Source organism: Lysobacter sp. GCM10012299, from assembly GCF_042649405.1.
Classification (GTDB): Bacteria; Pseudomonadota; Gammaproteobacteria; order Xanthomonadales; family Xanthomonadaceae; genus Lysobacter_J.
This window is the reverse complement of sequence record NZ_JBHRZC010000003.1, coordinates 117169-135425: the sequence shown is the minus strand read 5'-3', so window position 1 is coordinate 135425 and position 18257 is coordinate 117169. Positions and strand designations below refer to the sequence as shown.

The following is an 18257-nucleotide window of genomic DNA, read 5'->3' as shown; positions in this document are numbered from 1 at the left end:
CCGGCTAGAATCAACAGGCGGTGAGGGCACTTCATCGGCGACAGTACGATGGCGTGAACACCAACGGTATGGGTTCATCGAGAGCAGGTTCACTTTCGGTTACACAGTTACCAGTTGTATTTCACCCCGAGCTGACCGTTTACGCGCTCGTACTGCGCACTGTCCCATTCGCCGCCGAAGCGACCCCATATCACCCAGCCTTCGCCAGTGCGTGCTTGCAGGCCAACGTTGAACTGATAGCGGTTGGTGGGTACGGAATCACTAACAGGGATCCCGTTGAAGGTGATGGTATCGGTGCCACCGCCATTCCACCAATTCGCCTCAATAAACGGGCGCACTTGGTAGCTGGATGTCAGCTGCGGATACACGCGAACGCCTAGCCGCCCGATGGTGCCACTGCCATTGAGCGGTCGCACGCGGGTGCCGGTGCTGTCGGTAAGACTGTCGGCCTGATAGTCGTTGTAGATCATCTGAATCTGCGGCTCGACCACCCAGTCCTTTCCCGTCGCAAAGCCGTAGCCGTACTCGACGGAGGCGGCCCAGTTGGTGGAGTCGTAATGGACATCCGGCAGCATGCTGCTACGTACTTGGTTGTTGAACCAACCCGCTTGCAGCCACATGTCCACGTACGCGCCCAGTCGCTGATCGTTGTTGGCAAACCATGTGGCGTAGGCACCGGCAAAGTAGCCATCCGTATGACCCCTAGCCTGCGCCGGATCGAATTGCGCGGTGACGTCCGCGCGGCCGTCGGCATAACCGGCCATCCATCCCACGTGCAGACGATCAGTCTCGCTGAACGCGGTCCAGCTGCCGAAATCGCCCCCGAGCTGGATTAGCGACTGCCGCCCCTCGGTAGCGAGCAAGCGATCGGCGGCTTGGCTACGCGTGTTGCCACCCTGCACGCGCAACCAGACTTTGCCCAAGGTGCTCGCCGCGTCGGTGGCGCCTTCCCTACTGTACTGCGGATCCCCTTGGCGATCGTGCAGCGTCTGCCTCATGGCATCGGCGGCGCTTTGACGATTGGCGAGATACGCCCCAACTTCGGGTCGGAAGATCGGCTCCGGCTCCGGCAACGGTGGCAGGGGCGTTGGCGTGCTCGGCGGTTCAGGCTGCGCCTGCGATCGCAAATACCACTGACCGTCAGTGGGGTTGGCCACGCCGCCTTGGAACAGCACATACTCGTACGGACCCGCCACCGCCCGCCCGGCCAGCACAAAGGCGCCGGCGGCGGACAAGGGGGCGTCGAGCACATTGACCAGCGCAATGCCATCCCCCGACGTTACCGCACCGGTGCCGCCCAGATTGTGCACCACGATGCGGGTCGGGCTGCCGGCCAGGCTGACTGTGTTGGCGACCAGGCGATCAGATTGCCCTGCCTGGCCCCCTTCGTTCAACACGGCCTCCGTCTCCAGCTGTCCACCGCTAGAGACATAGTTGCCCGATACGATCAGCTGATCAACGGCGGCGCCGTTGACCATCGTGATGGAGCCCATATTCACCAACGGGCCGACGATGGTGAACTGCGCATCAAGATCGTTGGCCAAGGCGGGCAGCGCATTGCCGACACCGAGCGTGCCGGCGTTGTTGACACGACCCACCACTTGGCCATAGCCGCCCAAGAAAGCGCCCGCGGCAACGTTAACGCCCCCATTGCCCGCCAGTTGCGCGCTGGGATGTGCACTGTCACCGACCACCAGCGTACCGGCGGCGACCTCTATCGGGCCGGTGGCATTGGCCACGGTGTTGACAATCAAGGCGCCGCTACCACGCTTTATAAACGCGCCGGTGCCATCGATATGGCCGGTGAGCTCGTTGCGGTCGGTCACATCGATGGTGCCGCCGGCGGTATCGATCAACAGATTACGGTCACTACTAAAGCTCGCCGCAAGCTGTAGCGTGCCGCCGTTCAAGCTCACCGCACTGGACGGGTCGCCAAGATGCTGGTCCGCACTGACGCTGAGCGTGCCCGCGCTGATGAAGGTGCCACCGGTATAACTGCTGGCGCCCGACAGCACCGTGGTTCCCGGCCCCCGTTGGCGTACCCAGCCACTGCCACTGATGGCGCCGGCGTAACCGAGGCTGCCGCTGCGATTGAAGGTGAGGCCACCGTCGTTCACGGTATTGCCAACGAGGGCGCCGGTGCTTCCGCCATCGCCGACCTGCAGCACGCCGCCGGTGATGGTCGTGGTGCCGGTATAGCTGTTGTTGCCCCTCAGTGTCAGCGTGTTGGTGCCCAGCTTGGTCATCGTGCCCACGCCACTGATGACCCCTGCAAAACCGACGTCGTCTGAACGGTCAAATAGCACGGCGCCGTCGTTGAGGACGTTGCCTGCCACGCTGCCGCTCGTGCCGCCGTCACCCAACTGCAACGTGCTGGCGACCATCGTGGTGCCGCCCGTGTAAGTGCTGTCGCCACCCAGCACCAACGTACCGCCGCCCATCACACTGAGCATGCCACTGCCGCTGACGATACCGGCATAGGAGGCCGTGTCGCTGCGGTTGAACACCAGGGCGCCGTTGTCAAGGATGTTACCGACGACGCTCCCGCTCGTGCCGCCATTGCCCAGTTGCACGGTACCGGCTGCAATGGTGGTGCTGCCGCTGAATGTGTTGTCCGCCACCAGTATCAGTGTGCCCGCGCCGAGCTTGGTCAGTGCACCGGCACCATGGATCGATTGCGCAAGCGTGGACGTAAAGCCCTGCGTGTCGATGCTGCCCCCCAGAGCACCGAGCGTCACATCGCGAGTGGCCGCCGGGTCAAAGCCCCCCTCTAAACGCAGGGTGCCACCGTTGAAATCCATGGCGCCTGATGCGGCGCCGAGGTTGGCATCAGCCAGCACTGCCAGGGTGCCGCCTTGAAGGAAGGTGCCGCCGCCATAGCTGTTGCCGCCGCCCAGCGCCAGCGTGCCCGCATCAACTTTGGTGAGCGATCCGGCGCCGCCAATGGGACCGCTCAAGCTCAACGTGGTCCCGGCCACCGGGGCAAACGTGCCACCGGTCGTATCCAGCGTAATGGTACGCGCCGAGGCAAAACTGGCGGTTGTGGCGAGGGTGCCATCATCGAGGCTAAGCCCTCCGCTGGCCGCTCCCAGGTTGGCGTCTTCGCTCGCCTGCAGCGTTCCGCCCCGCAGGGCGGTGCCACCGGTGTACGCGTTGGCGCCCCCGAGTACGAGCGTGCCCGCATCGGTCTTCGTCAGCTGCGCCGCGCCGCCGGCCCCATCGACGATGGTGGCATTGATCGTCGCTGTCGCACCGGGATCAACCCGAATGACCATGCTTGGTCCCGCGGCAGGCAGCGGCGGCACCACGGGCAGCATTGCGGGCAACGTCACCGATAACGGCACACTCACGTTCAACCGCAGCGATGCGGTGACCTACGCGGGCCTGGTGACCGGAACGGGCGCGCTGATCCAGCTTGGCGGGGGCACGCTAACGCTCACCGGCAATAATAGCTATACCGGCGGCACCGCCATTGGTGCCGCCGGCACGTTACAGCTGGGCGATGGTGGTACGACCGGCAGCATCGTCGGCAACGTTACCGACAATGGCACACTGGTGTTCAACCGCAGCGATGTGGTGACCTATGCCGGCGTGGTGGCTGGAACCGGCTCGGTAATCCAAGCCGGTAGCGGCACAACGATTTTGACGGGCAACAATACCTACCTGGGCGGCTCCAACCCTCCAGGGACCCCTAGATCTCGTGTATTGGCGACGGGTTGCAAGCTCCCAGGGACACCGGCAATGCAAGCATCGCGTTCGGCGAGTTGATATCAAACGCCCCGGCGGGCGGAAACGTCGTACTCAAGCAGGCAGGCCGGCCACTTCAAACGTTGCGATTCCCAGCGTTCGGACCTTGCTGTGGTCGCGTATGGCACGGCGTAGCTAACGGCCAATGCGCCACCATGGGATTGGCAATGCACAACCCGCGGTGCTCGTGGTGTCAGGCGGGATCCTTGCCAAACCGAGGCGGCTACGAGCGCCAACGCAGGGATGTACGTCTCGCTCGGAACGAATCGTTCGAGTGGAAGCGACGCGAGTATCACGGACACTGGCGCACCAAATTCCCAACGTCATCCCGAAGCACTCCAGCTACAAGTCGAGCTGCAGGCAAGACGCGGTTCTTGCTCGCGCCACGAGGAGTTGTCGTGCAGGTCCTTGAAGGCCGCTGCAGGCTAACGGTGTTGGGGCTTCAATTGGCCTGCCAACATCCACCATCCGTTGGATCGATTGAGGTTCAGCCATCGGCCCAATCCCCGAAGGTTGGCGGCGCCCCAGTGGCCGGGCTCCGATGGGCCACTCATCGTCATTCCAGTGGGAGCCGCCGATGACCGTGACGGCCTCGCTTTCCGCCCCTCGCCGCAGTCGCAGAACCACAGGCCGCCACAATGGCGACAGTTGCCCTCGCCACTGTCTTTGTCTGGCTGCCTTCTCACGTATGTGGGCGTTGGGCCGCTGACATGGCGGACTTGGCGAACCTCGCACGGCGATTGGCTGCTTCGCCCTAACTGGACTAGCGGCTTCTCGGGGCGGCACTTCGACTCTGGGCATAGACGTTCGCCCCCGGATCGCTGTGCGTGACTCTCCTGCTCCTGCTCCTGCTCCTGCTCCCTGTTCACGTTCTCGGCACTCTTGGTATTGAAAACCGGGCGCATCTCTCGGAGAGAGGATCAACCGACGAGCGGCTACACCAGCAGCCCGAAGCGCGTCCTAATCTTCACGCAACGGAGCGCGCCGCGCTTTCCCATGAGTGCCGTTTACCTCAACCACGCCGATCAACTCACTCCGACGCCACAACGAGGTGCAGGCCATGGGCTCAGCCAAGATTGCAAAACTTCAGCTAACTTCGCGCGAGCAATGGATGGACATTTTTATAAAGCACGCTTCGCAGAAGTACGGAATGGACCGCAACACCGCGACGTATGAAGCAGAGTTCGCCGCTGACGATCAAGAAGAACTGAACGGTGACGAAGTTGGCCAATGGCCTTATCCAACGGAAATCGCGGAGAAGGTTGCGCTCTTCTGGAACGAAGGGTTGTCTTCGGTCGTCGATGACGACGCTAGCGACGATTCACTCGATTCGGCATTCGACTTTTCGCCCCGGTACGGCATTGACCGATGAGCGCATGACAGCCCTGCTCCAGCCGGCAGCGCGCAGGGGGCGATTCGGCAACCGAGACTGTCCCCTCCGCGCCCACTCAACGCGTCGGGCAAGCTGTCCCCCAGGCGGCGGTGCGGCGGACTTCACCGCGGCTCGCCGCACCGCTGGCTATTTCTTGTCCAGAATGTCCGAGCGTGGGACGAGACTTTGTCGGGCGCAGCCAGGATTGCATTGACTAGGTTGAGGCCCGCTATGGACCTAGCCTCCATCGAAGGTAGCGGGAGGCCTCATTTTGGCCAGGCCCGGATGTTCCGGCCATCTCATCCAGCCCACCGGAGCCAACAAGCCCGTGAACGACCGTAGCGGTCGAACAACGCGTCGCCGCATAGCTAGGGCGGTTACGGCCACTACCGTCGCTGTCGTACTGGTTCTGTCCGCTTACTTGCATGGATTGGCATTGCGAAGGGGCTTGGCTGACGTGGCGTTCGTGGTGACCGCGCTGGGATGCCTTACTTTGGCCGGGCTGGCCATAGTTACGGCATCGCTCCGTCTTTGGGCGTGGACATTCGGCCTCACTTGGCTCTGTATTTCCCTGGTGCTCTTGTCCTCGTCCACGGCGTTCTTCCACTGAAGGTCACCTGGGGCCACAAAGGCGAGACGTAGATCCGCTGCGCCGCGCCACTACGCGCCCATTCGCGATCGTGTACCGGATCGGCACCGTCTTCCCCGGCGCAGGTCAGGTGGTCGTTGATGGTTAGTATCGTCCCTCGCGAGACCAGGAGTGTCGCGCCACCGGCGAAGACCCAAGTAAATCGGCGACGGCAATCTGACGCGAATGGTAGCCAGGCTGGCCGCAACGCCAGTGCGTCGAGAGTGTGGCTCTCACAAGGAGGCTTGCCGCTATGCTACTTGCATGCGATTCCGTCGCCGTCATCATCCAGATGGCGCGCGTAGGCTGCATCTCCCTTCCTGATCGTTAGAATCCCAGCCTTCTTGGCGGCGTCACAGTTCTTGAATTTCCTTGCCCCTGGCACTGTTTCACTAACCGAATCGGGGGCAGGCTCAGAAGGATGGCAGTGGTATCCCAAGCTCTTGTTCCAGTTGCATCCGAAAGCATCCCGTACACCGCCGTCATGCGCAGCCGCGGGATCTACGACGGTGACTTGCAATGCGGCACATGCGGCCATCAAGAGGATCAGTTTCAGGAAGTGCTGCTGGACCATTATTCTTAGTCTCCGTTCAGTAGAACGGAGACTAAGATCTAGGCATGAGAGGCGAACAGAGGTTGCATCTCAAATTGGCCAAGAAGCATCTGTGAGCGCCGCGTGCTTGCGTCCGCCATTCAAGCGATACAGCTCCTATTAGTGACAGCATCGAGGCCGGTACTCGAAAGTCGACGACGGGGCTGCGACTTAGTCGGATGACGCCGGGCCCTGCAATCGTGCATTGGCACTGTTTTGTCATTGCCCACCGCAAGCAACACCGCCGTAACCGCCAAGCTGCTTGCATTGGCGAGTGGCGCCGCCAAATGCCTGGGCGCCAGCGTAGCTCCAAGTCTCGCAGCGCTGTTTCGCCAACGTCATTGCCTCCTGGTAATCGAGCAGTGCTATCTCAAACTGCCCAACCTCATATGAGGGTTGCACGACCCTGTCCGAACTGCTGCCACCAATCGCAACCCAGTCTTAAGGCGTTGTGGTTACGCAGCCAGTAAGAAAGATTGCTGTGGCTCCAAAGATTGCCAAACGCTGCATTATGCTCTCCACAATCGTGCACCTGCGTCCAAAGAAGCGGGGGAGGGGCGCTAAGGGTTTGAAGCGATCAGATCCGCCTCAAGCCTTCAGTGCAAAACCCCGTTGGCATCATCCGATGCCTCATCGTCAAGGTTGCCGTCAGTCCGGTGCCGCGACCACCAGAATTCTCCCGGCGTTGGTTAGATGCTTCACCAGCAAATCGAGAGCGCCAGTGCCCCGCCAATCCAGTTCCTACCCTCAGGCTCGTGCAGCGGGCGCTTCTAGCTTGTCTTTCAGTGACCAGTTGCCACGCGCTGGAGGTCCGCCCATTCAAGCCCCGGAGGGGGCATAGCAATCGACACGCTCGAATTGTCCGATTGGCGCTGATTGCCGGGTTGTTCTACCCCTCGATCCACCCCAGAGGCAGTCGATGCGGATCCTTCCAAGTGAATCCGGGAATCGTCCCATTGACCACGTGGGCAAGCAGCGCAAATCTGCCGGCCTCTCAACGAAGACCATGTCTATGAAACGAGCGCACTGGGCGGATCGGCGGCAGATGAAGCATTCAGTTGTTTCGCAGGCGACCTGGGCTACATGCTTGGGGATATCGCGCATGGGAAGCCTCGAAGTACTGAGTGGAGAGCTATCAATCTGGGTTCAGATGCGCGGATGCTCATGGATTGAATCAAAGGAAGGAAAGTTTCTTCTTCGGGCCGGCGGGTGGATCGTGTTTGCCAGGGATTCAATGCCGACTGTCCAAGCTGACGGGCGTGGCATCTGCGTAGGACTCACTGTCTCCGAAAGAGCACTGGAGGCGATGGGCCAGTTCTCGGATTACTACTTGCATGTTGGACAAGGCCAGATGACTGCGAACGAAGTTCGTGAGATATCACGGCTTTGGTACCGGACGAACCATTACCTTCTCGACGACGGCAGCAGCAGGATGCAGGCTTCACTTAGAGCAATTCTCGGGTACCTTGAGCACATCCAAAGCAGGTACCACCATCAGGTTCGCCTTTGTCCTGGCGCGTCGATAGCTCGAAAGCGTCACGTGTTCGATCGAATGCAACGTGCGCGCCAGTACATGGCTGGGCATTGCAATCGAGTAGTGCGGGTCGGCGAGATGGCCGAGCAGACCCAGTTCTCCCCGTGGTACTTCTCAAAGGTCTTCCATCGTCTTTACGGGGATGCGCCGCAGAAGGCCGCAGCAATGATGCGGTTGGAGCACGCTGCAAGTTTACTGGCATCAACGTCTGTAGCGATCGGCGATGTCGGCGTCGCCAGCGGGTTCGACAACAACTGCAGTTTCGCCAGGAGCTTTCGTGCCAAGTACGGGATGACTGCCACGTCATACCGAGAAGTCCACCAGTCCCGTGGCCACGAGATGTGCGTGCGGAGACCCATCTACGCAAACCGCATCGCCACGCGTCGCGAGCTAGCGCAGCCAGCTATGGAAACCGGTATTCCTCGCTCCGGTATAGCTTTTGCGAGCGCTTAACGCGCTCATAACGCTACATGGAGAAGAGATGAAGCAAGTTGATTTTTGCACCAAGGTGCGCGTGGGCCTCCTGCCAGCAGGCATCGCAATCGCATTGGCGCCTACCATCGCAGCTGCCCAAGAGGCGGGCGGAGACGCGACGACCCTCGATCGAATCGAAGTGACCGGGTCGCGCATCAAGCGCGCTGATATCGAAACCTCGCAGCCGATCGTTTCGCTGAGCCGAGACGACATCAGCGCACATGGGCTGACGTCCATTGGTGATGTGATCCAGCGAATCAGCGCTGGCGGCTCGACCCTCAACTCTAGTTACAACAACGGCGGCAACGGCGAAACGCGTGTCAGTCTGCGCAACCTCGGTTCCCAGCGCACCCTGGTGCTGGTGAACGGAAAGCGCTGGGTAGGTGGCACTGGCCTAGGCGGCGCGGTCGATCTCAACACTATCCCGACCGCGGCAGTGGAGCGGATCGAAGTCCTCAAGGACGGTGCATCGACGATCTACGGTTCCGACGCCATTGCGGGCGTCGTCAACGTGATCCTGCGCAAGAATTTCGACGGTGCCGAAGCCAACGCCTATCTCGGCCAATACGACAAGGGGGACGGCGGGCGCCAAGCGTACGACTTTACCCTCGGTTCCATGGGCGACCGCTGGAGTGCGACGCTCGGTGTCGGCTACGTCAAGGAAGAGCCGGTCTTCGCCGGGGATCGCGAGATCTCCGCGGTGCCGTTCTTCGGGGCCTCACCGGGCACGGGTAACAGCTCGACGTCACCCGCCGGCCGCTTCGGCATCCTTGGGTTCAGCGACGGAGAGCCGACAGCTGTGCGTCCCGACGGGGCGCCTGGATATCTGGTGGCGACGGGGACCGAGGCGGACGACTGGCGGCCTTACGGGGTGTCGGACTCGTACAACTTCGCTCCGGAGAACTACCTGCGCACTCCACAGGAGCGCACGTCGCTGTTCGCCAGCGGCTCTCTCGATCTAACCGATAGCGTACGTTTCAAGGTGGCGACGACCTACAACGAGCGCGAATCCAGCCAGCTCCTCGCTGCTGGCCCCCTCGTTCTCGGTCGCAGTAACCCGGGTTCGCTGTCTGAAAACATCGTCATTAGCTTAAACAACATCTACAACCCGTACGGCAGCGATCTGAGCTACATCCAGCGACGCGCGACCGAGACTAACGGTCGTCTCTTCCGCCAAGATGTGGACACGTTTGCATTCAACGGCAACCTGGAAGGCGAGTTCGAGGCTGGCAAGAACCTGTTCTCTTGGGAGGCAGGCTACCTCTACGGCGAGAACAACCAGAAGGACACCGAAACCGGCCTGTTTGATGTTCGCGCGCTCCGCAATGGCCTGGGCCCCTCGTTCCGTGATGGGAACGGCGTGGCTCACTGCGGCACGCCTGGCGCTGAAATCGCCGGTTGCGTTCCCCTGAATTTCCTTGGTGCGAATACGCTCACGAAGGAGATGCTGGAGTACGCAAGCTTCACTGGCATCAACAGCTTTGGCTACGAGCTGAAGAACTACTACGCCAACGTTGGCGGTGAGCTGTTTCCGCTTCAGGGCGGAAAGGCCGCGTTCTCCTTCGGAGCCGAGCATCGCAGCGAGACCGGATTCGACCAGCCCGATCCGATCACCGCATCAAGCAACAGCACGGGCAACAACCGAACCGCCACGGCGGGCGGCTATAGCGTGGATGAAGCCTACCTGGAACTGAGCCTGCCTTTGCTGGCTGATCTTCCGGGCGCGAAATTGTTGGAGCTGAACGCTGCAACGCGCTATTCCGACTACAACACGTTTGGCAACACGCTCAACAGCAAGTTCGGGTTCAAGTGGAAGCCCTTTGATGACTTGCTCGTTCGCGGCAACTACAGCGAGGGGTTTCGTGCGCCATCGATTCAGGAGCTTTACTCAGGCGTCAGTGACACCTTTGAGCAGGTTGCCGACCCTTGTGCCGGCATTGTGGGTGGTACCGCACAGCGGCCGCCGGCGTCCTGCGCGGGTGTCCCCGCTTACGATCAGGCCAACAGCCAGATCCGGACGACGGTAGGCGGAAACGCCGATCTGGGTCCGGAGACTTCGACAAGCAAGACGCTTGGGTTCGTATATAGCCCAAGTTCCGTTGAGGGCCTCGGCCTAGCCCTGGACTGGTGGAATGTCAAAATCGACAACGCGATCTTCTCCCAGACTGCACAGGAAGTACTGGACCGCTGCTACCGCGCCAATGACGCGACAGCGTGCGCACGACAAACGCGTGCGAGCGACGGCCAGATCTCCAACTTGCTCGTGACGTCATTGAACGTTGGTACGTATGAAGTCGAGGGCTTCGACTTCAATGTTGCCTACCAGCTGCCCGAGACGAAGTTCGGTAGGTTTGGGGTCGACTGGGATAGCACCTACCTGACCAAGTACTACGTTGACGTAAACGGCGATGGCGAGGTGACGGACGACCCGGTATCGGGAGAGGGCGGAAACCGCGTCGGCGAGTACAGGAATCGCGACAACCAGTGGCGTATTCGTTCCAACCTTGCCACCAACTGGGCTTACGGCGATTACGGCCTGACTGCGAACCTGCGTTACTACTCGAGCCAGACTGAGAGTTGCGCCTCGCTGCCGGTCTCGTCGACGCAGATTCCGTTGCTCTGCTCGGACCCTGATCGCATCACCGCTGCCGGGGCTCGCCCGGAGAACAAGATCCAGAGCGTGACGTACACCGACGTCAGCGGCTATGTGAATGTTCCGTGGAACGCTCGCATCACCCTGGGCATTAACAACCTCTTCGATCGCGATCCGCCGCGTTCGGCGTCGACGTCCGCCAACAGCTACGACCCGCAATACGAAGTTCCCGGCCAGTTCTTCTACATGCGATACTCCCAGAAGTTCTGATGAATCAGGGAAGCAAGCGATGGCCCCGAAAGGGGCCATCGCTTTATCAGGTAACACGCAGCCGTGGGTGATCCCACCAAGGAAATGCAATGGCAGTGTGCCAAACGCGTGGATCAGCGCCATGGCATTTCTTAGCGCGGATGGCTGATGAGCCTAGGTGCGTCCAACACCGTTTGGTGTCTCCCTTAACCGCTTTGTATCGAGACTCAGGTACTTATCGCCCCAGCATCTATTGGCCGGGCTATCGCATGGTGTCGTGGCAAGCAGGCCGAGCCACCACCCGGCGTAGCCTTATATCTACCTTCCCAGCTTGCGCGCTAGCTAGCCCAGTCCCGACGTCTCCCCGTTTGTCCGCCCTCGGGGTCACGCTGACCGTGCAGCCACATGCGGTTATTCCGGCCGGGAAGCGCGAAGCCTTGGTAACGTCCGCGTAGAGGTAGTCAGGGCGGAGACGCCTCGCTCAAGGCCAAAGCCAAGAAGCGCCCGTCGCGCAGGCTTCCGCCGCGTCCGCCTAGGCTCCTAGGCTGGCCGGTGCGCCTGCGCAGCGCGTTAGCTAGTTTGAGGTCCCGCCAGCAATCCCCCCGCAGGTTGGCGGCGCCCCAGTGGCCGGGCTCGGATGGGGCCCGGCCATTCTTGGACTCTAAGTGGGGGCCCCATGCCCGTGAACGTCTCGTTTCCCTGTCCGAGCCGCTGCCGCACAGCCAACTCGCACATGCGGACATTTGGATTTCCCAGGCTTGCGCCTGGGCCCACGGGAGCAGAGCCCGTCCCGCCCGTCTCTATGCCGATGAGGGAGAGGCGCAGCGCTGCATCGTGTCTGGCGTGGCGCACAGGGGATCAAGGATCCGCACTTGCAAATGCGCGTGCCGCCGGGGGGTCTGCAACCATGACGGGAATCTTGAAACCGATTCAGTGCTTGCGCCACTTAGCGACTCGACGCGCAACCAAGTGCTCGCCGGGTATCACGTTCGACGCACCAGGTATTCGCGCCAACACTGTAATCGGCTTCAATCGCAATGTGGCCGCTCCGAGCCGGGTTAGTACCCAAAGGGCGTCAACGTGCTCTACCAATCCCTTTCTCCGAAGGTTTTCCATCACTTCCGGGGTCACAGCATCTTCCTCCCAGCGGAACAGCGGCCGGCGCTCCGCAAGCGAGTGCAGCGCGAAGTACTCGAACGGATTGAGGCCCGTCCTGTTCATGGCGGAAGGGTACGTCGCCGCTTTCGGGCGGAGCTGCCGCCCGTCGGTTGGCAAGGAATTTGCCTGTCCCATCCGATCGCAGCCGTGATCGCCAAGTTCTACCGCATCGAGATCGTCGAGACCCATTCGGCGTTTATCCGCGCCCAAGGACGCGACGTTTGGGTGGCCGCCACCTTCTCGCCTTCGCAAGCCAAGAGTAAGGCGCTGGCGAACTACAGAATCAAGCCACGCGCCCGCGCCTGCACGTCGAGGTGCGTGCCTCCGCGGCGGCGTGCACCACAACAACGAGCACCGAGCTTTGCGGGTGGTCCATGAAGCGCTCCCCAGTCCCCTCCGGCCCCGGCGCGCTCGCCGAGCTGTGGGCAACCGATGGGCCTCGACCCGTGGGCGTAGGCCGTGTGCCGCGCAGACGCCTCCTGCGTTCACACGCTGCGGCGCTGGGCACGGGATGGGCGCATCTACCCCGCCCAGTCAGAAGGGTCGCAGCTGCTTGGTGCAGGCTGATTCCCTCCGTGGGGCCGCGTAAGCGCGACTCGCGCCAGCGGGGCTGGCCCGCCGATCTGCGAGCGGCATGGCTACCTCTCCTGGGGCAACCCCCCGCACCGGGCGCGAGCACGGCATCGGCCGGAACAGGCATGCCGCGATCGTCCGAGAAGTGGAAACGACGGGAATGTCGCCGGTCGGGTGGCAAGGTCCACTTTGCGACCACTTGACCAGTGAGGCCGACCGTAGCCTCGGCATCTGCTCGATCGCTACGTCGTCATATTCAGAACGGCTTAGCCCCAAAGCTGGATCGACGGCAATCCTGCGCTGATCACTGAAAAGGTCAAGGTGAAGGTGAGGCGCGCGCAGCTGCCGTTCGAGGCCTTCATGCAGGTGTACCAGGCCATGACAGTAGGCTGCGCAATGCCGTGGCGCTGGCCATCGTGACCGCGCAGGGCCGCGAGGAAATTGCCGCGGCTGTTTTCAAAGACGTGCGCGACGACGCCTGGTAGTGAACAGGTCAGGGCCAAGAACCGCGTCTGCCTGCAGCTTGACCTACGGCTGGAGTGCTTCGGGATAGCATTAGGGATGTGGTGCGCGAGTGTCGCGCGACTGGCGTAGTCATCCGCCGCCTCATCCTCCAGATGCGGCTGCTCGGCAACAGCCAGTGGGCCGGCGCATCTTCAAGGACACCATCTCGCGCTACTTCACCGACGATCTCATGAAACTCAAGATCGACTGGGGTGATCGCGAACCGTCCACCTTTTCGCGAGATCCGCAGCTCGCCGGAGCGACTCTACGACAAGCGCGGCGACGTCAAGACGCAGGACCTGTTGGGTCAAAGGGACCGGCTAAGCGCCGAGCTTCTTCATGGCCGAGCGCGGGAGCGAGCGGATCGTGATCAGATGCCCGGCACGAGGCTAGTACTCCTTCACGCAACCAGATGGGATGTGCTCTCTAGCTGGACGCGATAGCCAACCGTCAGCTGGGTTCGGATCAATTGCGTGTCAAAAGGGGCGTCGACGACTTTGCGGAGCTGATAAATGTGCTGGCGAATACAGGTAGGCGCGGGTGCGTCGCCGCCCCACAACAGCAGCTCCAATTCACGATAACGAACAGGAGCCGGTGCTGACTCCATCAGGGCTCGCAGGATCTTTAGCTGGGTATGTGTCAGGGGCAGCACACTTTCGCCTCTCCAGGCGGTATTGATTTCCACGTCCAGTTTCAATGCGCCAGCAAATAGTAGACCGGAGGATTGCCGCCATCTGCGCCGACTTACAGCAGCAAGGCGCGCGTGAACCTCTCGCGGATCGACCGGGGGGCGCAGATAGTCGTCCGCGCCGACCTCGAATGCAGCGATCACATCATTCAACGCGCCGCGCTGCCCCAGTACCAAAATCGGCAGTTGAAGGAAGAGCTCTTGGCGCAAGCGCTTGACCATATCGAAGCAGCTGGGAATACCTGCCTCTACGACAACTGCGTCGAACTGGCATCGAGCCGCGAGCTGCAGGCCAAGTCGTGCCCCTGACGCAAAGTCGACTACGTGCCCGCTACTGCTTAGACATTCGGCAAGATTGATTGCCGAGCCGGCTTTCGATTCAACAAGAAGAATGAGCATCGCTACACGCGGACTGGCCGCATAACGGCGCTCATGAGCAACCAAGCGCGGGAGACTCCTCTCCGCGCTCGCGAAAACGCCTCAGCTTCCCGGGAACATCTCACAACCATAGCCAACGATCCCCCACGATGCGCGAGATACAAAGTGGATGAAGGTAGCGATTGAGACGGGGGGCGGCGGCGCTTACCGCTCGCCGGAAGAGCGCTAACCCACACAAATTCAAAACCCTGGCTCGTTAAGATCAGATGAGGGCAACCCCATGATTCCAAAGGCCTCTAGGAGGGCCGCTACACGGCCGGTTCCGGCCTGGCCGGCGCGCGCGGCCAACCATAGACGCTGGTCAGGATCTTGAAGAAATCCTTCTTCGAGAGCCCTGCTTGATTGAGCATCTGCTTGAGAAGGTTCCGATGGTAAGGCGCCTGCCCTGGCATTGGCGAAACTTCGTTGCGAGATCTGAGACTGTCAGGTGCGAGTTTCGACACGAAGTCGCGCGGACCCATTGTCGATGAGGGTGACCCTGGAGTTGCCGTAACTACCGGGTCGCACCCATTGATACACGGGAACGCAAAGCGGCCGTAGATCTTGGAGGGGTTTCCCCATTCTTCGACGAAGCTGGTGAACGTCCGAGGCGTCACGGCCATCCGATGCACGGAAACTTCTCGCCCGTCGAAAAGCAACTCCAGGATTTCGATCATCTCAGGGCCAATGGCAGAGGAGGCGCCTGAGGTCGGAGCACTCTCAGGAGGACCCGGCGCCGCGCCTACCGTCATCGCGTCATAGGGCGCGTAATCGAGCTCGCAGGCGGTTTCGCTTGCAAGGGCGCCAGAGCGATCGTGTGCAGTCAAGGCACGAATGGAAGATGGTCCGTGCTCCAGCGGCTACCGCGCGTCATGGAACGCACCGGGCTAAGCAGTTCGGAAATCTATCGCCGCATTGCCGCCGGGACGTTCCCGGCACCCGTTAAAATCGGTGCTCGCTGTAGCGCCTGGCAGGCCGCCGAGGTTGACGCCTGGATTGCCGATCGCATCGCAGCGCTCGATGCGAAGGGGCGTGCAGCATGAGCCGGGCGCCCAAAAGAAGACCCCGCGCCGCCCAACGGCGCGGGGTCTCGACGACACGCGCAGGCCTCGACAACCCGCCCGAAAACGATAGCATCGCGACGCCGCTGACGGCGACCGCCAATCGGGTGCACTACGCGCCTCACGCCATTAGTTGCAAGCCGACCCCACGGTCTGGGCTCTTGGCGACTTGGCCTGCCGATGCGCTGGCGCGAGCGGCTACCGCATCCCGCCGACTATTACCCCGCTCATGTCGCGAGGCTGGGGCGCGCCAATGGCGAGGGCTGGGCGCAAGGCCTGTCCCCATTCCACGAGGACAGCAGCGCGAGCCTTAGCGTGCACGTGGACAGCGCGCGCGGGGGCTGGCGCTGCTTTGCCGGGTGCGGTCACGGTGACCTCGTTAGCTTTCACATGTGCCTGCCAGACAAGGGCGATTGCGCGGACTGGCTCGCCACGCATCCAGGAGCGACGCACGCCGACGTGCTGGCGCTGCCGCTCGCACCACGCGTGCTCATCCAAAGGGAATGGCCGGCCGATGACGAAGCGCCGCAAGTGATCCTGGTGGGCGGGTCGGAGCTGCAGCCGGAGCCGGTCGATTGGCTGTGGCCGGGCTGGCTGGCCGCCGGGAAGCTGCACCTCCTCTGCGGACAAACGGGCACCGGCAAGACGACGATTGCCATATGCGGGATTGTCACCGTCGGCGGAAGGTGCCCGAGCGGCCTGTGGAAGCGTGGCGATCTGGAGCGGCGAGGATGACATTGCCGACACGCTCGTCTCGCGTCTGCTGGCCGCTGCTGCGGCTGCACTCACTAGCTACCTGACCCGTTAGACGTGACGGCCGACATAGGCCGTTGCAGCGCGCGCGAGGGCGCCGCGCAGGGAGCGAGGATGTTGCATCGCTGCTCGCACATGCGGCCGGGCGAACCGCAACACGACTGAGCCGATCCCTTAAGCCGCCCCATTGCGTGCGAGGCCATCGAATGCAGGAATGGCCTGGAGGTCCCTTCGTGGTCTGGAGCCGCAGGAGGGCGCGCGATTAGGGTCGTCAACTTCCAGCCCAAAAAATGCCCCGGCGACCTCGCGATCGTCGGGGCACCTCCCTTGCCTCATGGGGCGATGGCGGCTCAGGCCGCCACCGGATAGCGCTTACAGGTAGATGACTTCGAACGTTGCGCTGCCGTCGACGGTGATGTCGTCAGAGGTCGGCAGCTGGTTCTGGGGAGCAATTCTCGGCGACACAACCAGAGTCAGCGCTGCATCCTGAATGGCGCTCGGAACCGTCTCACCAGCCGTCTTGGCGAGGCCGATGATTCGGACGCCATTAGCGCTCGGGCCGCCAAAACTGCCAGTACCGTACTGGTTCCAAGTGGCACTACCATCGGTCGAAGTCATGCCGTGATCTGCCGGGGCCGAATCGGCGATCGCGCCGGCGGCGACGCTCACCGAATAATAGCCAATCTTCTCGCCGCCGGCTGCTGTGCCTAGGCCAAAGTTGTTTACGGTGTCCACGTTGGCCGCCGTACCTGCCCGATTGTCTTGTGCTCGGATTGCGAACGAGGTGGCCGTGGAGCAATGGACGCTCAACGTAACTGACTGGTTCGGGAGCACGGTAGTGCTCGTTGCCGACAGATTGGTGGCCGAAACCTGACCAAGGTCGAGAGTGCCGCCGCCGTCAAAGCTCGGGGTGCAGGCGCCGGGAGTGATCGTGCCGCTGACGGTCAGGTCAGCCGGCGATGCCGCAAAGGCGGCGGGTGCGAAAGCGAGGGCGATAGCGCCTGCGAGAACAGTAGAACATCTTCCTTAAGAGCATTAGAGGGAAGGAGCAGCGCACTCGGCGACCGCTCCGTGCGTCATTCGGCGGGGATTCCCGGCATAGGAACTCAGCGGCGGCTGCGCTACTAACCCCCCCTTGTGTTGATGTCATCGCCGAAAAACGCGCCAATATTTTGTGCTGCGGGAGGAGGGGGGGGCGATGCGATCCTTCTCGACCTGATGGCGAAATCTTCCCAGCGGCAAAGACTGTTGTTTGGACTCGCTAGACGCACGCGTACTGGTCGCCATCGGCGATAGAGGGCAATGCGCGCGACGTGCTCGTGGAGGTCGAGCGACGCGACGACGAGGAGCGCCACGAACAGCGCGGCGCGGCCGACTGGCTGCGGGACACGCTGGAATCCGGTGCCATGTCCGTCAAGGACGTGAAGCGCCAGGCGGACGAATCGGGCTTCGCCTGGCGGACGGTGCAGCGCGCGATGCGGCGCGCTGGGGTGGAATCCCGGCGCGCCGGGTCCGGTCTACCGGCGCAATGGCGGCTCGCTAGTTGCGCCACTGCCAACACAGTCGCGCCGGTGGCGCCAAACAATTTATGCGGCGCGAATGGCGCGACTGGAGGATCAGCTGGAGCAAATGAGACCGCCACCGACTGGGAAACGGTGGAGCCATGAAGCCCGTCATGCTGTCCGAACTGACCGAGGCGGGCATTGTCGCCACGGTGTCGGATGGCAGGCTGCGCCTATCCGCCCCGGTGGGTCGGCTCACCCCCGAACTGCATCAACGGCTCGCCGAACACAGGGACGAATTGCTTGCCCAGCTGGCCGGCGGCGACGTGCGAGCCGAATCGGTCCCGGACCTACGCGCCCGATTGCTGGCCCGTTGCCGCCGATGAGGCGCTGCCTACCGAGCTTGTCCGCC

16 protein-coding genes and 1 pseudogene are annotated in these 18257 nt (G+C 62.2%); 8 read left to right on the top strand and 9 right to left on the bottom strand.

The genetic code is table 11. The annotated features are described in order from the left end of the window. Positions 1-107: 107 nt before the first annotated feature. Positions 108-3275, bottom strand: coding sequence for an autotransporter outer membrane beta-barrel domain-containing protein (locus ACFOPO_RS08635; RefSeq protein ID WP_386702785.1), 3168 nt, complete (start codon positions 3273-3275; stop codon positions 108-110). On the opposite strand from ACFOPO_RS08635, the gene ACFOPO_RS08630 reads away from it, so the two are divergent. Both ACFOPO_RS08630 and ACFOPO_RS08625 read left to right on the top strand, forming a co-directional pair. Then, positions 3268-3768: an autotransporter-associated beta strand repeat-containing protein gene (locus ACFOPO_RS08630; protein WP_386702784.1), complete on the top strand. Its 501-nt coding sequence runs from the start codon at positions 3268-3270 to the stop codon at positions 3766-3768. The genes ACFOPO_RS08635 and ACFOPO_RS08630 overlap by 8 nt on opposite strands. Before the next feature lie 1039 nt (positions 3769-4807). After that, complete coding sequence (locus ACFOPO_RS08625; RefSeq protein ID WP_386702783.1) at positions 4808-5119, top strand: hypothetical protein; 312 nt, start codon at positions 4808-4810, stop codon at positions 5117-5119. An 884-nt stretch (positions 5120-6003) separates the two neighbouring features. On the opposite strand, the gene ACFOPO_RS08620 is transcribed toward ACFOPO_RS08625, so the two are convergent. Then, entirely contained in the window at positions 6004-6321 is a 318-nt protein-coding gene (locus ACFOPO_RS08620; protein ID WP_386702782.1) for an excalibur calcium-binding domain-containing protein, read from the bottom strand. 237 nt (positions 6322-6558) lie between these two features. After that, positions 6559-6768, bottom strand: a complete 210-nt coding sequence (gene yecR, locus ACFOPO_RS08615; protein WP_386703284.1) for a YecR family lipoprotein — start codon at positions 6766-6768, stop codon at positions 6559-6561. Between the two features lie 616 nt (positions 6769-7384). Between yecR and ACFOPO_RS08610 the strand changes: the two genes are divergently transcribed. Both ACFOPO_RS08610 and ACFOPO_RS08605 read left to right on the top strand, forming a co-directional pair. After that, complete coding sequence (locus ACFOPO_RS08610; protein WP_386702781.1) at positions 7385-8326, top strand: helix-turn-helix domain-containing protein; 942 nt, start codon at positions 7385-7387, stop codon at positions 8324-8326. Positions 8327-8354: 28 nt separating this feature from the next. Next, the gene (locus tag ACFOPO_RS08605) at positions 8355-11210 is read left to right on the top strand and encodes a TonB-dependent receptor plug domain-containing protein (RefSeq protein WP_386702780.1); all 2856 of its coding nucleotides are present in this window, start codon (positions 8355-8357) and stop codon (positions 11208-11210) included. A gap of 909 nt (positions 11211-12119) precedes the next feature. Here the strand turns inward: ACFOPO_RS08605 and ACFOPO_RS08600 are convergent. From ACFOPO_RS08600 to ACFOPO_RS08585, 4 genes are all read right to left on the bottom strand, one after another. Then, on the bottom strand, positions 12120-12536 hold the full coding sequence (locus tag ACFOPO_RS08600; protein ID WP_386702779.1) for a hypothetical protein: 417 nt from the start codon (positions 12534-12536) through the stop codon (positions 12120-12122). Between the two features lie 650 nt (positions 12537-13186). Further along, entirely contained in the window at positions 13187-13423 is a 237-nt protein-coding gene (locus ACFOPO_RS08595) for a hypothetical protein (protein ID WP_386702778.1), read from the bottom strand. A gap of 401 nt (positions 13424-13824) precedes the next feature. After that, positions 13825-14511, bottom strand: coding sequence for a response regulator transcription factor (locus tag ACFOPO_RS08590; RefSeq protein WP_386702777.1), 687 nt, complete (start codon positions 14509-14511; stop codon positions 13825-13827). Positions 14512-14798: 287 nt separating this feature from the next. Next, positions 14799-15206, bottom strand: coding sequence for a hypothetical protein (locus ACFOPO_RS08585; RefSeq protein WP_386702775.1), 408 nt, complete (start codon positions 15204-15206; stop codon positions 14799-14801). A gap of 195 nt (positions 15207-15401) precedes the next feature. Here ACFOPO_RS08585 and ACFOPO_RS08580 point away from each other — a divergent pair, with 195 nt between their 5' ends. Together ACFOPO_RS08580 and ACFOPO_RS08575 are read left to right on the top strand one after the other, a co-directional pair. Further along, the gene (locus ACFOPO_RS08580; protein WP_386702774.1) at positions 15402-15572 is read left to right on the top strand and encodes a helix-turn-helix transcriptional regulator; all 171 of its coding nucleotides are present in this window, start codon (positions 15402-15404) and stop codon (positions 15570-15572) included. A gap of 198 nt (positions 15573-15770) precedes the next feature. Further along, positions 15771-16325, top strand: coding sequence for an AAA family ATPase (locus tag ACFOPO_RS08575; protein WP_386702773.1), 555 nt, complete (start codon positions 15771-15773; stop codon positions 16323-16325). Positions 16326-16715: 390 nt separating this feature from the next. On the opposite strand, the gene ACFOPO_RS08570 is transcribed toward ACFOPO_RS08575, so the two are convergent. Together ACFOPO_RS08570 and ACFOPO_RS08565 are read right to left on the bottom strand one after the other, a co-directional pair. Next, positions 16716-17078: a hypothetical protein gene (locus tag ACFOPO_RS08570; RefSeq protein WP_386702772.1), complete on the bottom strand. Its 363-nt coding sequence runs from the start codon at positions 17076-17078 to the stop codon at positions 16716-16718. 6 nt (positions 17079-17084) lie between these two features. Continuing rightward, positions 17085-17291, bottom strand: a pseudogene (locus tag ACFOPO_RS08565) (DUF1120 domain-containing protein); the annotation flags it as partial. 365 nt (positions 17292-17656) lie between these two features. Between ACFOPO_RS08565 and ACFOPO_RS08560 the strand changes: the two are divergent. Both ACFOPO_RS08560 and ACFOPO_RS08555 read left to right on the top strand, forming a co-directional pair. Continuing rightward, positions 17657-18010: a hypothetical protein gene (locus ACFOPO_RS08560; protein ID WP_386702771.1), complete on the top strand. Its 354-nt coding sequence runs from the start codon at positions 17657-17659 to the stop codon at positions 18008-18010. An 8-nt stretch (positions 18011-18018) separates the two neighbouring features. Further along, positions 18019-18231: a hypothetical protein gene (locus tag ACFOPO_RS08555; protein ID WP_386702770.1), complete on the top strand. Its 213-nt coding sequence runs from the start codon at positions 18019-18021 to the stop codon at positions 18229-18231. Positions 18232-18257 lie beyond the last annotated feature (26 nt).

Coding starts and splice junctions, on each gene's coding strand:
- ACFOPO_RS08620 (WP_386702782.1), bottom strand. CDS start 6,321: ATGGTCCAGCAGCACTTCCTGAAACTGATCCTCTTGATGGCCGCATGT.
- ACFOPO_RS08630 (WP_386702784.1), top strand. CDS start 3,268: ATGACCATGCTTGGTCCCGCGGCAGGCAGCGGCGGCACCACGGGCAGC.
- ACFOPO_RS08625 (WP_386702783.1), top strand. CDS start 4,808: ATGGGCTCAGCCAAGATTGCAAAACTTCAGCTAACTTCGCGCGAGCAA.
- ACFOPO_RS08575 (WP_386702773.1), top strand. CDS start 15,771: ATGCGCTGGCGCGAGCGGCTACCGCATCCCGCCGACTATTACCCCGCT.
- ACFOPO_RS08610 (WP_386702781.1), top strand. CDS start 7,385: ATGAAGCATTCAGTTGTTTCGCAGGCGACCTGGGCTACATGCTTGGGG.
- ACFOPO_RS08590 (WP_386702777.1), bottom strand. CDS start 14,511: ATGCTCATTCTTCTTGTTGAATCGAAAGCCGGCTCGGCAATCAATCTT.
- ACFOPO_RS08580 (WP_386702774.1), top strand. CDS start 15,402: ATGGAACGCACCGGGCTAAGCAGTTCGGAAATCTATCGCCGCATTGCC.
- ACFOPO_RS08635 (WP_386702785.1), bottom strand. CDS start 3,275: ATGGTCATTCGGGTTGATCCCGGTGCGACAGCGACGATCAATGCCACC.
- ACFOPO_RS08600 (WP_386702779.1), bottom strand. CDS start 12,536: ATGGGTCTCGACGATCTCGATGCGGTAGAACTTGGCGATCACGGCTGC.
- ACFOPO_RS08605 (WP_386702780.1), top strand. CDS start 8,355: ATGAAGCAAGTTGATTTTTGCACCAAGGTGCGCGTGGGCCTCCTGCCA.
- ACFOPO_RS08555 (WP_386702770.1), top strand. CDS start 18,019: ATGCTGTCCGAACTGACCGAGGCGGGCATTGTCGCCACGGTGTCGGAT.
- ACFOPO_RS08585 (WP_386702775.1), bottom strand. CDS start 15,206: ATGATCGAAATCCTGGAGTTGCTTTTCGACGGGCGAGAAGTTTCCGTG.